Here is a 15,820-nt window from a genome sequence, read left to right as displayed (position 1 = left end):
CGGCCGAGGCAATCACCCCTATCCGGTACCCTCCCCCGCCCACACGCACATCAAACTCCTCCGACACCTTCGTACTCATACTCAACAAACTCCTTCAAAAACGCGGACAACCCAGGGTCAAGCCACGAATGTTTTTGCGCTGCTCCGGCCATTGATTTGTTCCGGAGGGGACAGTTTCTGCATAAAAGGAGCTGGCAGCGACGGTACCCGATCGCCCGAAGGACATCTTGTGCCAGCTTCCACAACAACGGCTTTCATCCATGAAACAGGCTTCCATATATGGTCATCGAGGTCAATGACTGCCAGGCCCAAGCCGACCCGATTGGGAATCACCCGGCACCCTCATGCAAAATTCAGAAAATCCTGTAGAATGAGACTTTATTCACGACCCGGCATGATGCGGCACGCCTTGCTGCATCGAGGATGATAAGGACTCGTCATGAGTGGACTCAGCTCGGTCAATGGCCTTGGCGAAGTGACCGAGACTGCCGACAGCACGGGGAGCCTTACCCGGATGCTTCAGGTCCTGGAGCTGTTCACTGAAGCTGGTCCGGTCTGGTCAACAGCGGATCTTATCGAGGCAATGGAGACGTCCAGGTCCACCGGCTACAGGTATATCAAGACCTTGCATGATGCTGGCCTGCTCACCACTGTGCGCAACGGTTACTACACCCTTGGCCCGCGAATCATCGAGATGGACCTGCAGATCCGACAAACCGATCCGCTGCTACGAGCGAGCCATGGCGTTCTTGAAGACTTGGTGGAGAACGTCGGCCACTCCGCCCTTTTGCTGACGGCGTTTCGGGATTCTGTCCTGTGTATTGGTGAATCGCGCGCCCCGACGAGCCCGGCAAACAAGTTCAGCCGGGGGCAACGACGACCCATGTTTCAGGGTGCAGGATCGAAGGTCATCCTGGCTCACCTCCCCCACTACCGGCTCAAAGCCCTCTACCCCCGCCATCAGGATGAGATTGAGCGCACTGGACTGGGCGCGACCTGGGGTGAATTCCGCAAAACGCTCGGGGAGATCAAAAAAGACGGATACCTGCTAACCAGGGGCGAATTCAACCCGGGCATTTATGGCGTCGCGGCACCGATCCTCACCGACCAAAAAACAGCGGTGGGCAGCGTCGGCGTCGCTTGGGACGAAAATGTCCGGGACATCAATGTCGGCCAGGCAATACAGGCTGTCAAGCAGGCAGCGGACACCATATCCCAACGCCTCACTGAGAACGAGAGCCGGTCATAGGCCGGGCAACCCAGCTGAACACGGGGCTCCGACCATCCACTCGGCTTCCTATCGGCCGAGCAGAAGAATGGGTCGCGCCAGCTCGGCGGCCGCCCATTGGTTCTTTTCTGACGGCCCCTGGGATCTCCGGTGGCCGCCGGCTACAACAGCCGGCTTTTGCTCTTGAATCCGCAAATCGCTCAGGCGAAAGGGGGCCCAAGCGGACAGGCTGGACTCCCGCCCCTTTGGAAAGGCGGCACCAGGAGCGCTCCCCTAAGGACTCTTGACTGAATCCCACATGACGGGATATTGTTCACCTAAGGCAGTGCGCTTCCTGTTCCTCGAGGGGAACTCAGCGGCACTTAGCGCGACGCAGGATCCGCCGCGGTCCCGCGGCCCCCGCTTTCTGCAATCCATAATGACAACGACGCCACAAGGATCGACTATGACGACACCCCTGACTCACACCCCCCATGACTCCGGCATCCCGGCGTCGGCCCGGGACTTTAGTGTCGAAGGGCGGGTCGTCATTGTCACCGGCGCCGCTCAAGGCATCGGCCGCGAACTGGCACGCCAGTTCGCCGCAGCCGGAGCGGTTGCTGTGGTAGCCGACCTCGACATCAAAAAAGCCGAGGCCGTGGCCAAGGAAATCCACGACGCCGGTGGAACCGGCCTGGCTGTCAAGGTCAACGTCGCCGATGAAGCCTCGGTCAACGCCATGGTCGAGACCGTCATCGGAGCCTGGGGCCGGATCGATGTGCTGATCAACAACGCCTCGATCTTCGCCACCCTCGACAAGGTCCCGTTCGACCAGATCCCCGTCACGCAATGGGAAAACGTCCTGAAGGTCAACATCACCGGCACCTACCTCTGCGCACGCGGGGTTGCCGAGCACATGCGCAAGGCCGGGTTCGGCCGCATCATCAACGTCTCATCCGACGCCGTGACCCGGGGCACCGTAAACTACCTGCACTACGTCACCTCCAAGTCGGCTGTGATCGGCATGACCAACTCCCTGGCCCGCGAACTCGGCAGCCACGGCATCACCGTCAACTGCATCCGACCAGGCAGCGTCGCCACCGAAGTCGAACGCACCGTCAACCCCACCGTCGAAGTCCGCGAACGCGCCGCATCACTGCAGTGCATCCCCCGCGGCATGGTTCCCACCGACCTGGTCGGCATCATGCTCTTCCTCGCCTCCCCGGCTTCGGCGTTCATCACCGGCCAGACCATCGCCTGCGACGGCGGCTACACCCACAGCAGCTAAACCACTAGCCCCACCCAGCCCTAGCTTCCGCTCCCGGCTTGGGAAATCTGAAACCTGGAAGGGAAACACCGTGTCACCGACAAACGTCGAAAAATTTGCCGCCTTCGCTCAGGGAGCTATAACGGCGCTTCCCCCGGAAGATGTCCTGAAGGAGACGAAGAGGATTCTGCTCGATGCGCTCGGCTGCGGCCTGGCAGCTACATCGAGCGAGTACGGCCGCGTCGGGGTTCAGTACGGCCGTATCCTGGGTGCCGGTGGGGGTGAGGCAACGATCATCGGCCAGCAGGACCGGACGTCTGTACATGGGGCCGCCTTTGCGAACACAGATCTCATTACTGCACTCGACCTGGCTCCCATCAATCTACCCGCGCATGTTGCGCCCTATGCCCTGCCCCTGAGCTTGGCGTTGGGCGAGAGTCGGCACCTGTCTGGTGCGCGCCTGCTCTCCGCCGTTTCCGTTTGTCTGGAAATGTGCTTCCGCCTGTCGAAGTCGATGGACGACCTGCGGGACGCCTCGGATGGCGTTCCCAACACTCCGAGGGTGTTCGGCTACGCGAGCATGGTGTTCGGCCTAACGGCAGCGGCATCGATGATGAAAGACCTGTCCGAGAGCGCAACCGCGCAGGCCTTGGGCATCGCAGGAGGCACGTCGCCGGTCAACTCGCTGAGGCCCTGGCAGATGCACGTGCCGAACACGACCATTAAATACGGCCTGGGCGGCGGCATCGTGCTGACAGCACTCACGGCGGCCTTCATGGCAGAGCTGGGACACCGGGGCAACAATCAGATGCTCGATGATCCGGAATTCGGGTATCCAAGCCTGGTCGGGAGCAAGCGCTGGGAGCCACACGGACTCACAGAGAACCTGGGCCACGAGTGGCGCTTTCCGACGGCGACTTCGTTCAAACCATACACGCAGACCAGAACCTCACACGCAACCCTCGACACCGTGATCCAGGTTATCCATGAGCACGACATCACAGTCGACGAGATCGACTCCATCGTCGCCTACGGTGAGGCCTGGTCAGCTACGGTGCCTGTGTACGTGGATACCGTGGTGGAGAAGCCATACGACGCACAGTTCAGCTTCGCGCACGGGATTTCCGTAGCCGCCCACCGAATCCGTCCGGGCAAAGACTGGCAGGACCCGGCCGTTGTGTTCAGCGACTCTGTCCTGAACCTGATGCCACGTGTCCAGTGGCGGGCACATCCCGACTGGGGCAATGCAGTCAACGGCGACCCGCTGGCTCGACCGGCCCGAGTGGAAGTATCTGCCCGGGGCAAGACCTTTATTGGAGACCGTTCCTACCCCAAGGGCAGCACCTCCCCCGACCCGACCACCTACACCACCACTGAGGAGTTAGCCATCAAGTTCCGCCATAATGCTGAAGGCGTTATCACGCCCAAGGCTGCCGACGCCGTCATCGATACAATCATGGGCCTTGAACAGGTTGAGGGTCTCTCGACCCTGGCAGCCCTCTTGCGGCCGGAGGGGGCGACCCGATGACGCAGGACCATTTCCCCCGCGTTTACGCCTTCATTTGCGGAGAGCACACCATCCCGAAAGAACGGATGATCGCAGGGACCACCGGACTAATAACGATCCCCATTCCTGCCTTTGTCATCGAACACCCCCAAGGCCTGGTGGTGTTCGACACCGGCTTCAACAGGCTTGTGCACCAGGACCTGACCTCGTACTTCCCCAGTGAGGCACTAAAGCCGGTCAAGTTTCACTTCTCGCCACAGGAAGAGCTCGCGAACCAGATGCGGCACGCAGGGTTCGTTCCCGAGGATGTGCAGCTGGTTGTCAATTCGCACCTCCATTACGACCACTGCGGCGGCAACGCACAGTTCCCACAGGCCACCGTCATGGTGCAGCGCACCGAATGGGAGACCGCCAACGCCGCGCCGCCAGAAAAGGCCGGCTACCGCAAGGTGGACTTCCGGACAGGACAGACCGTGGATCTTATCGAAGGTGAGCGAGATATCTTCGGGGACGGCTCACTGGTCCTCGTTCCTACGGTGGGGCACACTCCCGGACACCAGTCGTTGCACGTCCGCCACGCTGGCGGCGTCGCCGTTTTGGCCGGGGACGCCTGCTACATGGCGGACACCCTGGTGGCCGATGACTCGCTTCCCGACGTGTCCGTCACCGTAGACCCAGACTCCTACATCCGCTCCCTCGAGTCGCTCCGTGCCCTCCACCGAAGCGGCGCCCTGGTGTTCGTCGGGCACGATCCAGAATTTTGGAACACACAGCCACTAGCACCCAAACCACTGCTGGACTGACCGGAAGGAAGCCCAATGAGATTCACTGACAAGATCGTTGTGATCACCGGAGGGGCGCGAGGCATCGGCCTGGCCACCGCCGATCTGGTGGCACACGAAGGGGCGCAGGCAGTGATCTGCGACCTGGACAAATCAGCGGTAGACGCGGCGGTCGATGCAGTACGCCGGGCCGGAGGACAAGCTCTGGGAATCGTCGGCGACGTAAGTCAACATGAGAGCGTCGAAGAGAACGTCAACCAAATCATGACCGAGTTCGGGCGTGTGGACGTCCTCATCAATAATGCCGCCACGCAACGCACGGTACCAGCGCAGGAGCTAACTGAAGCACATTGGCGTCGCGAGCTGGACGTCTGCCTCACTGGTTCGTTCTTCTGGTCGCAGGCCGTCGGCGTCGCCTCGATGATTCCCCGCCGTGCAGGGGTGATTGTCAATGTGGGGTCCGGTGCAGGTCTTGCCGCAATGCCCAACTCTGTTTCCTATGTTGCTGCAAAGCATGGGATTGTCGGGCTCACCAAGGCGTTGGCGGTTGACTGGGCACAATACGGCATCCGGGTGAACTGCGTTTGCCCTGGGTTCACATGGACTGATTTGTCGAGGAGTGTGGCTGAGGCGAACCCCGAGATGATTCGCCAGCGCGTGCAACGCATTCCTTTAGGTAATGGTGCCCAACCCCAAGATATCGCCCAAGCGATCGGGTTTCTCGCTTCCGAGCACGCTCGGGAAATCAGCGGGTCCGTCCTACCGGTCGACGGCGGAACCATCGCGATGTCATCCGGCTATTCAGCGCCGCGCGACGAGTCGGCCGAGCTTTCCAGCGATAGCAGACCCCTGGTCTGAGCTGGGTCGTGGGAAGGCCCCGGAACCAATACCGGGAGCTTTTGCGGCTGATACTGTGGCACGCCTCGTGAGCTGTTGACCTCAGGTACCCTCTCGTTCCGCCCTTGAGCGTGATCGAGGGGGTACCTGGGCCGCCGCGACCCATCAAGCGCCCTCCGGCGCGGCGCCGGCAAGTCCCACATGGCACGGGTGCGCGGCCTCGGCTCAGGTCCTCAGGCGGACTGGTTCCCTACGAGGCGTTCCGATATGATCGCGGCCGCCTGCTTCACGGCAAGCGTCGCGCGCTGCACATCGACGTCGCGCCGCTCAAACTCATCCCAGGCGACGGCCACACTGCCTACGGCTGTCTTCTGATCGGTAAGTATGGGTGCCGCGACGCCGTAAACGCCAGGGTTGAACTCACCTTTGGTCAAAAGAAAGCCGTCCTTCTTAATCTCCCCCAAGGTCTTGCGGAAGACACCCCACGTGCTGCCCAGGCCCGCCTTCTCAATTTCTTCCGACTGGCGTGCATAGATACCTTTTAGGCGGTGGTGGGGCAGATGAGCCAAAATGACTTTGGAACCTGCGCCTTGAAACATCGGACGCCGCTGCCCGCGGCTAAAACGGTTAGCCGGGCTGTTCGGAGCACGGCACTCCCCAATGCACAGGATCGAATCGCGAAACGCGGTGAGCAAAACAGCCGAGTGCCCGATCTTGTCCACCAGATCCTCGAGGACGCCGTGGCTAGCCAGGAGCAGCGGGTCCGTCAGGCGCAACTGCAGGTCCATTTCGATAATTCCCGGGCCCAGTGTGTAGTGGCCGTTGCGGACCGCATTGAGCAACCCCGCATCGTGGAGGGTCTTGATGTAGAAATATCCCGTCGACCTGGACGTCTCCATGGCCTCTATGATCTCGGCCGTCGACCATACCGGCTCCGTCTCGCTGAACAGTCGCAGGATTTGGAGCATTTTGGCCAGGCTGCTGGCGTTTTCGGCGGTCGATCCCACTTCATGGGCCGACGAATGACCGTCTCCCATCACCTCACATCCTCTCTTAGTGACAGTGCTGAACAGAACGTCCGATTATTGACAAGTTCCTATAATACCGGATATCTTCAAAATCTGCTCCGATGAACGTGACCGGTAGCACATCTCAAAGGATGTGCCAGACGCAGAGCCGGCAGTCCATTTGATCGAGACGGCGACAACGTATCGAGAGGGAGCTTCCTCATCCCCCCGTAGAGCTGTTCACCAACACTCCATTGTGTTCGCAGCGTTGCGAACACCAAGCCAAAGGTAATAAGACGCATGACCGAACAAAGTCGATCGAACCCGTACGAAACCCGGACTCCCAGCCTTGCCGACCACATTCGTACCAAGGGAACGAACTCCAATCCAGCTTCCCCCGCCTCAGACGCTGCACGCACGGAAGGATTTGTCCGATGAGCACGCCCGTCAGTGCCACGTCCAGTTCTTCGCCGACGGCCCCCGGCGGCACGTCGCTCGCTAACCCGCAGCAGGTCAGGCGAGCTGCCTTCGCAGGCGTAACCGGCACTGCGCTCGAGTACTACGAGTTCTACATCTATGGTTCCGCTGCGGCCCTGGTGTTCCCGCAGGTGTTCTTTCCGGGCTCAAACCCCTTCATCGCCACTCTTCTCTCCCTTGCGAGCATCGCGGTCGTATATGTGGTCCGCCCGATCGCGGCGGCTGTACTGGGGCATTTCGGTGACCGGGTGGGCCGCAAGAAGCTTTTGCTCTTCACGCTTGTTCTGATGGGTGCTTCAACATTCCTTGTAGGCTGTATTCCCAGCTACGACTCCATTGGGGTCTGGGCACCAATTCTGCTCGTGGTCATGCGCGTACTGCAGGGAATCTCCGTTGCCGGCGAGCAGTCCGGCTCCAGCGCCCTGACCTTCGAACATGCACCCGAAGGTCGCCGCGGATTCTTCACGAGCTTCACCCCCATGGGCAGCTCCGGCGGTTTCCTCCTCGCCACAGCTGCATTTGCCGGCGTCGCCAGTCTGCCCAAGGACCTTCTTTACTCGTGGGGCTGGCGGGTGCCCTTCTGGGCGAGCGTAGTTCTCCTGCTCGCGGCATTCATCGTCCGGCGCCGCATCGTCGAGCCGGAGATCTTCGTTGAAGGCCACGAGAACATCAACCACGAAGACCAGAAGAGCGCCAAACGCGAAGCCTCACCCGTTGTCACCCTGTTCCGCACACAGCCGAAGGCCCTTGGCCGCGTCGTTCTGATGGCGCTCTTCTCCATCATCTTCACCATCCCGCCGATTTTCGGCCTGGCGTTCGCCACCAGCCCCGCCGTCGGCGTGGCCAAAGACCAGATGCTCTGGATCTCGGTGGTGCAGTTCGCGGTCGCCTTCTGCCTATATCCATTCTTTGGAAAGCTGAGTGACCGAATCGGCCGCAAGCCCGTCTTCCTCACCGGGGTGATCGGAAGTGCCGTCCTGGTCTTTCCCTTCTTCCTGGCGATTATGTCCGGTGACCTCCTGATGATCCTCCTGGCGTCTGTAGCACTCAACGGGGTTTTCGCCATCGCCTGCAATGCGATCTTCCCGTCGCTGTTCGCAGAGCAGTACAGCGTCAAGTGCCGGTACACGGGCCTGGCAATCGGCACGCAGGTCGCCACCGCGATCACCGGATTCATGCCGACAATCGGCTGGGCGCTGGTCGGCGAAGGGGGCACCAACTGGCTGCCGGCCGCGCTCATGATGACCGTTATCTGCGGCCTCTGTGCACTCGGGGTCCTGCTCTCCCCCGAGACCTACCGCACACCGACAGCCCTGCTCGGAGTGCCGGCTGGCAAAAGGACAACAGACAAAGAAGGGGCTCGAGCTGCTGCGTAGACGGTAGACAAAGCATAAGAGGCCCATGGCCGGCGCAAGCGGCCATGGGCCTCTGCCCCTGGGTGACCCTGCAGCAGCAACCGCTTCGAGCTTGACCCGGTAGCCTCAGGGGGTCACTCTTGGGGATTCTCAGCGACAAGCGGATCGCTCCTCCACGGGGACTACATCGTCTGGAACCGCGTCGGACTTTCCCTCACCACGAGTGTTGCCCGAACGCTGCGGGTGATCCGTGCAAGGTCCACTGCTGACGCGGACCCACATGGCGATCGTGAAATTGCGGGTGCTGCCGAGGAAAACATGACCGGGACAGCAACCTGGGTTGGCGTTGTCCCCCTGGGCATCCCGGTGCTGTCACCACGTTGTGCACAAAAGGGTCTTAGGGGACGCTGCCCATGAGGAACGGGGATCCTCGGATTACGCGTCCAGAGCCAGTCCCAGCCCGGCTCCTAGTCGACCCGGGTCTCCCGACGGTCACGATGATCCCAAATGGGCCGGGCCCAAGTCTTGCATTTTTAGGACCGACTGCGGTCAGTCCGGTGAGGCCCAGCGGCTGGCCGGCAGAGCCGTGGCGCAAACGCTAACGACCCGAGGATCTAGTGGGCTGCTTTCCTCAGCGGGCGACACGAAAAGAGAGGTGGAACGCACGTCATGGGAGGACGGGCATCAGTGTCCAGTACCAGCCTGGAGCCAATGGCTCCCACAAGCGCAGGCAGTTTATCCAAAATGCTGCACGTTCTGGCGCTCTTCAACGAAGCGCAGCCTTACTGGTCGGCCGCTTCTCTCATCGAGGCCCTTGGAACTTCACGAGCCACCGGGTATCGCTACATCAAAACGCTCTACGATGCAGGGCTGCTCACGGTAGCCGGCAATGGCTACTACACGCTCGGCCCGCGGATCATTGAGATGGACCTGCAAATCCGATCGGCAGACCCGCTGCTGCTTGCCAGCCAGGGCGTCCTCGAGGAATTGGTGGACAAGATTGGGCACTCAGCCCTTCTGCTCACAGCATTTCACGATGTCTCGGTCCTGTGCGTCGGGGAGTGCCGAGCGCCACTGAGCCCGGCAAACCGCTTCACCCGGGGACAACGGCGCCCGCTCTTTCAGGGCGCGGGGTCCAAAGTGATTCTGGCTCATCTCCCCCATCATCGCCTGAAGGCAATTTTTGCCCGTCATGCCAAGGAAATCGACACCGCCGGGTTGGGCCGCACATGGGGTGATTTCCGTAAGGTCTTGGGCCAAATAAAGCGGGACGGCTATCACTTGACCAGAGGTGACTTCAACCCGGGCGTTTATGGCGTCGCAGCCCCTATTCTCACCCATCAGAAGACAGCCCTGGGCAGCATCGGTGTCGCTTGGGATGAAGAAGACCGGTGCGACGTCGACGTGCAGGGCGCTATCGCTGCCGTCAGGCAGGCAGCAAAAACGGTATCGCAACGGCTGACACAGGACGCATCACTCTTCAACGACGGAGAGCTGACCAACCACGGCGGCTAAGCAAGGCGGGACTCGGGCGCTGGCTGGCATCGAGGGCTCTGGCTTTGTGGCTTCGGCATCGTTTCAGCTGCGGCGCGCTGTTTGCTGGACGACGGCGCGTAAGCGCGAGGGTGCGGTCCCTTTGATACAGCCACAAGGTGAGCGCCAGGACGATCACCAGCGCCGAGCAAGACATGATGGCCCCCCACTGACCGACTTGCCAAAGTAACGCAGCCAGCGTTGAACCAAGGGCGCCGCCAATGAAATTGCTGACGATGTGAGCAGTGTTGAGGCGGCTGCGTGCAGCCGGGTCTATGGAAACCATCATCGTCTGAAGGAGCACCAGCACCGACTGAGCGCCGACGGAGAGAAGTGAGACGGAAACGAGGACGGCGACGATGGAAGAGCTGCCAAATCCGGCAAGAGCGATCGCAGTCAGGGTAAGGACCAGCCCAAGACCGATGGCGGGCACTGCCCAACCGCGGTCGTAAACCCGTCCTGTGAACCGGGCACCGATAACCCCCAGGACCCCGAGAAGGCTCACCAGACCGATGTGTGATGCCGGAAGCGAGAACGGCGGCGCGGTTAGCAGCAGCGTAAGCCCAGTCCAGAATGCGGTGAACACGCACATCAACGGTGCCCCGAAGAGAGGGAGGACCCTGGCCCGCGGATACCGGGCAGCAACTTGAAGGACCGAGTAGAGGAGCTTGCCATAAGGTATGCGTTCGCGCGGGGCGAGGACTGGAATCGCGCGCCACATGATGAAGGCGAGAACAAGTATCGTCCCCGATGCAAAAACATAAATCATCCTCCAGCCAAAGATGTCCGCCACAACTCCGCTGACCAATCGAGACAGCAGGATGCCGGACAAAAGTCCAGAAGCCACAGTCCCGAGCACCCGACTGCGTTGAGCATTCGTGGCAAGATCTCCGGCCAGCGGCAGCAACATCTGTCCGGCTACGTTCGTGAAGCCAACCAGGGCAAGCGTGGACAGCAGGAGGGCAAAGCTGGGAGCCAGCACGCAGCCAGCCAACGACAAAGAACAGCAAACCATGATGGCGGGGATCAAGCGCTTTCTGTTGATAGTGTCGCCAAGCGGCACGATGAAGAAAACGCCGAGTGCGTAACCAACCTGCGCCAGCGTCACGAGCAGGCCGGCTGTGCCGCTGGCGATGCCCAAATCTGAAGCAATGGCGCCCAACAGCGGCTGGGCCCAGTACAGGTTTCCGACGCCGGCGCCTCCGACGAGTGCGAATAGAAGGGTTATTCCCGGGCTGATACCGGGGCTTTTCGTAGGGCTATCTTTACGGGTGACCAAGGTGGCCCCTTTCAAGCGAGATATGGCAGGTGACTCTGTCCTGAACAACTCCCTTGTTGCTGGCTAGTACCAACAATATCCCGAATAGTAGGATTATTTTATAAAATGTGAGAAGGCCTACACTGTCTAGTCGTCGTCGCGGATCTTCGCCCGTTCTGCCAGCTCCGTCGCACGGGGGCGTATCCCCCGATAAAACACCATGCCGGCTGGCAGCCCCGTGACAGTGGCGTGAGAGCCGGAGATATCAATGGTGATTCTGCCGTCAGCCATCGGCGCATTGGTGATGTGGAGATCGCCGTACGACTCGGGAAAAGCCGGATCCATCCATAGGCCGCCGCGCGCGACGTCGGCGTAGTAGCCCATCAGCGTTTTGATCAGCATGATGGGCGTAGTGGCTGCCCAGGCTTGGGGAGAGCACGCCGTGGGATAGGGGACTGGCTCGTCGAGCTGGTCGCGGCTGAAGCCGCAAAACAACTCCGGGAGCCGACCCTGGGAGAACTCCGCCGCTTCCAGAAGCGCGGTGGAGATCCGCTGCACGTGGCTTTTGAAGCCGTAGCGCAACAGTCCGGCGGCGATGATGGCGTTGTCGTGCGGCCACACCGACCCGTTGTGATAGCTGACCGGATTGTAAGCACCCATGTCGCTTGCCAAGGTCCGCACACCCCAGCCGCTGAACATCTCCTCTGACATCAGCTTCTGGGCCACAAAGGGCGCCTTGTCGTCATCAACGATGCCGAACAACAGGCAATGCCCCATATTGGACGCGCATGCATCGACCGGCTGCTTCTTGCCGTCCAGCGCCACGGCGTAGTACCCGCGGTCGGGCAACCAGAATTTTGCGTTGAACCGTTCCTTCAGCTTGGCAGCCAGATCTCTGTACTCGGCGGCCAAACCCATGTCCCCCGCGTCGTATGCCAGCCATGACCGTGATAAGTAAGCCCCGTAGACGTAAGCCTGCACCTCACACAGGGCGATCGGCGGTTCCGCTGGCCTCCCGTCGGCGAAGTTGATGCCGTCCCAGGAATCCTTCCATCCTTGGTTGATCAGGCCGCGGTCGTTAAGGCGGGAGTACTCGACAAAGCCGTCCCCGTCCTTATCGCCGTAGTCTCGGATCCAGTCCAGTGCACGGTCCACGTGCGGCAGGAGGGAGGCTACCGCCTCAGCGGCAAACCCCCACCTGCTGACTTCCCCGAAGAGGGCAACGAACAGCGGCGTCGCATCGACGCTGCCGTAGTAGGCGGACTTTCCACCCAGGGCCAGCCCGCTGGATACGCCGAACCGGACCTCATGCAGGATCTTGCCTGGTTCCTCTTCGCTCATCACATCGACAGCGGTGCCCTGATGGTCCGCCAGCGTTTGAAGTGTGCCGAAGGCCAGGGACGGATCCACGGGGAGCGCCATCAGCGACGCCCAAAGAGAATCCCTTCCGAAGAGCGTCATGAACCAAGGGGCACCGGCAGCCACCACGATTCTCTCCGGGTGGGCAGGATCCTCTATCCGCAGTGCCCCCAAATCATCGTAACTGCGACGGAGTGTCCGCTCGATGGAGCGGTTTCCCATTTCCAGTACAGGGATCCGGGCGACCCACTCCTGCCGCCGGATGTCCCGCGGTGTTGGCTGGTCTTCATCCGGACGAATGAACTGCAGGGCCGGCCCGGGCCCGACGCCGGAGGTAACGCTCACACGGGCACTCCATAGACCGTGCGGCGGAACCACGACGCGGTAGGTGATTCCTTCGGGAGACGCCTCAGCGCCAGGCGCCGAAATGACGACGTCCTTCCGGACGTCCTGCCACGAGGCCTCTATCGTCAGTACATTGCCGTTTGCCACACGTGACTCATCCCAGCGCCGCTGAATCCTGGCTTCTTTCACCTCGAAAAGGTCAGCAAAATCCGCGCTGACGCTAAGAGCGACAATGCACCGGGTGGGGATCGGCGAGTAGTTGCGGAGAGTGATCCGTTCCAGGATTCCGGCACCCACCTCACGAAGGCGTTCAACAATGAGAGGGGTGTCTCCGTGGCCGTCTGATCCTTGGACACGGCCGGTAAATAGCGCCCTGTATGGTTCCTTCAATTTAGCCGCCAGGGGCTCCACTGGCTGACCGTTCACTGTCAGCTGCCAGCCCGACACGATCCGCGTGTCTTCGTAAAAGACACCGTGGGGATATCCCGGGTGAATGTCGCCGTTTCGCGAGGATATGCAGAAGGACGAACCCTCTACTAAGGTCATCGAGCCGGGCTCCAACGGGCCGGCAGCGGTATCAGCATTCCAGCCAGACATCACGGCTCCTTCAAGGGATGACGTCAGCAGTCACGGACGAAGCGGAGTCCGGAGCGCTTGCCAGTCCGGCGGGCACGACGATTGCCTGCGCATCTGAGGCTACGCCTGCCGGGTGCATGGGGCCAGAGTAAAGCGCGGAACACGGGTTTGACCGGTCTTCTTGTCGACTGTAAGTTTTCATATATAAAACTAATGCGGTGTATGTCATCTCCAGTGGTGCGAAGGGAACGAGACTGAGCATGGAAACCGATGCCGGCGACAGCAAGTACCGGGCACCTGCCTTATCAAAAGGGCTGGACATTCTTGAGCTGCTTTCCTCCGCCGACGACGGGCTCAGTCAATCGGACATCGGCAAGAAGCTAGGCCGCACGACATCAGAGATCTTCCGCGTACTCATGGTGCTGCGCGAGCGAGGGTATGTGGATCTGGACGAAGCCGAGCGCTACCACTTGACCACTCGATTGTTTGAAGTCGCTCACCGCCATCCGGTCATCAGGCGCCTGACCGCAATTGCCGGAGGCGAAATGCAAAAGCTGGCCAACCGCATCAGCCAAAGCATTCACCTCTGCATCCTCAATTCCGGCAACTTGCTTGTAGTCGCCCAAGTCGACTGCCCGGACACGAACGTCAACACAGTCCGCCTCGGAGCGCAGATCCCTATCGACGACTCTGCTTCGGGAAGGGTTCTGGCTGCCTTCATGGACGACGAAGAGCTCTCCAACCTGCTCTCGCTAGCTGGTAATGAAACCAGTTCCAGACGTGCCCGCTTCCTCGCCGACCTGCCTGAAGTACGCAAAGCCGGCTACTGCCAGGGAAAGTCACTCACGATTGAAGGGGTCACCAACATCTCAGCCCCTGTCTTCGACTACACGGGCAAGGCGATCGCCGCAGTCACGACCCCCTTCATCCACCGCCTCACGGGCACTGACAACATGTCGGCGGACGGGGCCCGAGAACTACTCGTCCAAACCTGCAAAGAGTTGTCCCGCCGCATGGGCGCCGGCGTCACGGGCAGCAACTAGCCCCCAACGGCCCCGCGGCCATGCGCTAAAGGCGAACCTCGCCTGGCCCCCAGTCGCCTCCTTCCCACTTCCGGCTTGCCGTGACCGGAAAGCGGCGTACCCGCCCGCCTTCCCGGGAATACCATTCGCGAGTCTTGCTCCACCCGGCAGTCTGCTTGCAGGGTCGCCGCGGGCGCTGGCTTCCTCACGCCACCATCACTGCCGGCATTCACCGCCACACGCAGTCCACGGGGCAAGAGCCACCTGAGTAGCACATCAAAGCGCCACCGGGACCCACGAGAGTCGCCGGGTCCGCCGAACCAGGGGAATTCGCATTGCCCCTTTAAGCCCATCGTCCTTGACCGCTGCACTCATATATGGAACTGTGTTTTACATACAAAACGACTGCGGCCTTTAGCGACTGGCTGAGATAGCCAAAACGCAGAGATGTGCACAGAAACACGAGGAGTCTCGATGAAGCGATTCGAAGGGCGAACTGTCGTTGTGACAGGCGCCGGCAGCGGAATTGGCGCGGCCAGTGTCAAGAGGCTGCTCGACGAGGGCGCCTCCGTTGTCGCCGTCGACGTCACACAAGCCGGCGTGGACTCCGCCATTGCTGGCGCCCCTGATTCCGACCGCGTCCACGGTGCAGTTCTGGATGTCTGTGACCACGGTTCGACCAGGGCGCTACTGACCGACATGCGCAAAAAACTCCGCGGCCTTAATGGGCTGGTCAACTGCGCCGGAATCACCGGGGAGGGAAGTATCCTCGATTCCGATCCGCAAAAGCACCGTCAGATCATGGCGGTAAACCTGGACGGAACAATCAACATGTGCCAGGCCTTCGTGTGTGCCGTGAAAGACGACACGGGACCACGTGCGATCGTCAACATCTCTTCGGGCGCTGGTCTGCTGGGCGTGCCCAACAGACTCTCTTACGTTGCCTCAAAGTTCGGAATTTCCGGCATTACCAAGTCAATGTCACCCGAGCTTGGCCCCCTTGGGATCAGAGTTAACGCGGTAGCTCCCGGCATGACCAGGACACCCCTGATCGAGTACATGATGGAGGACCCCGCCGCCGTCGCACGAATTAACGCGAGGCATCCGATCGGACGGATCGGAGAGCCGGAGGAAATCGCCGCTGTCATCGCCTTTCTCCTGAGCGACGATGCAAGCTTCATGACAGGTGCGGTCGTTTCTGTCGATGGCGGCCAAACGGCCTGCCTCTGACCTTCAGCCGGGGGCTTCACACCTTTGTTCGAGTAACCCGCACGGATCCGCCGGTCAT

The 15,820-nt window shown here is 60.9% G+C and carries 12 protein-coding genes; 9 read left to right on the top strand and 3 right to left on the bottom strand.

Annotated features, from left to right (window positions below; all coding sequences use genetic code 11):
- Window positions 1-439 precede the first annotated feature (439 nt).
- From ACFTSA_RS23850 to ACFTSA_RS23830, 5 genes are all read left to right on the top strand, one after another.
- On the top strand, window positions 440-1,249 hold the full coding sequence (locus ACFTSA_RS23850) for an IclR family transcriptional regulator (RefSeq protein WP_377954523.1): 810 nt from the start codon (window positions 440-442) through the stop codon (window positions 1,247-1,249).
- A gap of 424 nt (window positions 1,250-1,673) precedes the next feature.
- Window positions 1,674-2,495: an SDR family NAD(P)-dependent oxidoreductase gene (locus ACFTSA_RS23845; protein ID WP_377954522.1), complete on the top strand. Its 822-nt coding sequence runs from the start codon at window positions 1,674-1,676 to the stop codon at window positions 2,493-2,495.
- Between the two features lie 70 nt (window positions 2,496-2,565).
- Entirely contained in the window at window positions 2,566-4,002 is a 1,437-nt protein-coding gene (locus tag ACFTSA_RS23840; RefSeq protein ID WP_377954521.1) for an MmgE/PrpD family protein, read from the top strand.
- Entirely contained in the window at window positions 3,999-4,784 is a 786-nt protein-coding gene (locus tag ACFTSA_RS23835) for an N-acyl homoserine lactonase family protein (protein WP_377954520.1), read from the top strand. Before ACFTSA_RS23840 ends, ACFTSA_RS23835 begins: the two co-directional genes overlap by 4 nt.
- A 15-nt stretch (window positions 4,785-4,799) precedes the next feature.
- The gene (locus ACFTSA_RS23830; RefSeq protein WP_377954518.1) at window positions 4,800-5,621 is read left to right on the top strand and encodes an SDR family NAD(P)-dependent oxidoreductase; all 822 of its coding nucleotides are present in this window, start codon (window positions 4,800-4,802) and stop codon (window positions 5,619-5,621) included.
- 212 nt (window positions 5,622-5,833) lie between these two features.
- Here ACFTSA_RS23830 and ACFTSA_RS23825 read toward each other — a convergent pair whose 3' ends face one another.
- The gene (locus ACFTSA_RS23825) at window positions 5,834-6,637 is read right to left on the bottom strand and encodes an IclR family transcriptional regulator (RefSeq protein WP_377954525.1); all 804 of its coding nucleotides are present in this window, start codon (window positions 6,635-6,637) and stop codon (window positions 5,834-5,836) included.
- Between the two features lie 404 nt (window positions 6,638-7,041).
- Here ACFTSA_RS23825 and ACFTSA_RS23820 point away from each other — a divergent pair, with 404 nt between their 5' ends.
- The gene (locus ACFTSA_RS23820) at window positions 7,042-8,460 is read left to right on the top strand and encodes an MFS transporter (RefSeq protein WP_377954516.1); all 1,419 of its coding nucleotides are present in this window, start codon (window positions 7,042-7,044) and stop codon (window positions 8,458-8,460) included.
- Window positions 8,461-9,183: 723 nt separating this feature from the next.
- On the top strand, window positions 9,184-9,954 hold the full coding sequence (locus ACFTSA_RS23815; protein WP_377954514.1) for an IclR family transcriptional regulator: 771 nt from the start codon (window positions 9,184-9,186) through the stop codon (window positions 9,952-9,954).
- Here ACFTSA_RS23815 and ACFTSA_RS23810 read toward each other — a convergent pair.
- Both ACFTSA_RS23810 and ACFTSA_RS23805 read right to left on the bottom strand, forming a co-directional pair.
- Window positions 9,920-11,251, bottom strand: a complete 1,332-nt coding sequence (locus tag ACFTSA_RS23810; protein WP_377954512.1) for an MFS transporter — start codon at window positions 11,249-11,251, stop codon at window positions 9,920-9,922. The two genes, ACFTSA_RS23815 and ACFTSA_RS23810, sit on opposite strands and share 35 nt — an antisense overlap.
- A 126-nt stretch (window positions 11,252-11,377) precedes the next feature.
- Complete coding sequence (locus ACFTSA_RS23805) at window positions 11,378-13,531, bottom strand: glycogen debranching N-terminal domain-containing protein (protein ID WP_377954510.1); 2,154 nt, start codon at window positions 13,529-13,531, stop codon at window positions 11,378-11,380.
- A gap of 239 nt (window positions 13,532-13,770) precedes the next feature.
- Here ACFTSA_RS23805 and ACFTSA_RS23800 point away from each other — a divergent pair, with 239 nt between their 5' ends.
- Window positions 13,771-14,553 (top strand): IclR family transcriptional regulator, encoded by a 783-nt coding sequence (locus ACFTSA_RS23800; protein WP_377954508.1) that lies wholly within the window; start codon window positions 13,771-13,773, stop codon window positions 14,551-14,553.
- A 483-nt stretch (window positions 14,554-15,036) separates the two neighbouring features.
- On the top strand, window positions 15,037-15,762 hold the full coding sequence (locus ACFTSA_RS23795) for an SDR family NAD(P)-dependent oxidoreductase (RefSeq protein ID WP_377954506.1): 726 nt from the start codon (window positions 15,037-15,039) through the stop codon (window positions 15,760-15,762).
- Window positions 15,763-15,820 lie beyond the last annotated feature (58 nt).

Source organism: Arthrobacter sp. NPDC057013 (assembly GCF_042674585.1).
GTDB lineage: Bacteria > Actinomycetota > Actinomycetes > Actinomycetales > Micrococcaceae > Arthrobacter.
This window is presented reverse-complemented; position numbering and strand designations above follow the sequence as displayed.

Bases quoted from the DNA above. Each gene is read 5' to 3' on its own strand.
- ACFTSA_RS23805 (WP_377954510.1), bottom strand. From the start codon at position 13,531: ATGTCTGGCTGGAATGCTGATACCGCTGCCGGCCCGTTGGAGCCCGGC.
- ACFTSA_RS23830 (WP_377954518.1), top strand. From the start codon at position 4,800: ATGAGATTCACTGACAAGATCGTTGTGATCACCGGAGGGGCGCGAGGC.
- ACFTSA_RS23815 (WP_377954514.1), top strand. From the start codon at position 9,184: ATGCTGCACGTTCTGGCGCTCTTCAACGAAGCGCAGCCTTACTGGTCG.
- ACFTSA_RS23825 (WP_377954525.1), bottom strand. From the start codon at position 6,637: ATGGGAGACGGTCATTCGTCGGCCCATGAAGTGGGATCGACCGCCGAA.
- ACFTSA_RS23850 (WP_377954523.1), top strand. From the start codon at position 440: ATGAGTGGACTCAGCTCGGTCAATGGCCTTGGCGAAGTGACCGAGACT.
- ACFTSA_RS23845 (WP_377954522.1), top strand. From the start codon at position 1,674: ATGACGACACCCCTGACTCACACCCCCCATGACTCCGGCATCCCGGCG.
- ACFTSA_RS23835 (WP_377954520.1), top strand. From the start codon at position 3,999: ATGACGCAGGACCATTTCCCCCGCGTTTACGCCTTCATTTGCGGAGAG.
- ACFTSA_RS23800 (WP_377954508.1), top strand. From the start codon at position 13,771: ATGGAAACCGATGCCGGCGACAGCAAGTACCGGGCACCTGCCTTATCA.
- ACFTSA_RS23820 (WP_377954516.1), top strand. From the start codon at position 7,042: ATGAGCACGCCCGTCAGTGCCACGTCCAGTTCTTCGCCGACGGCCCCC.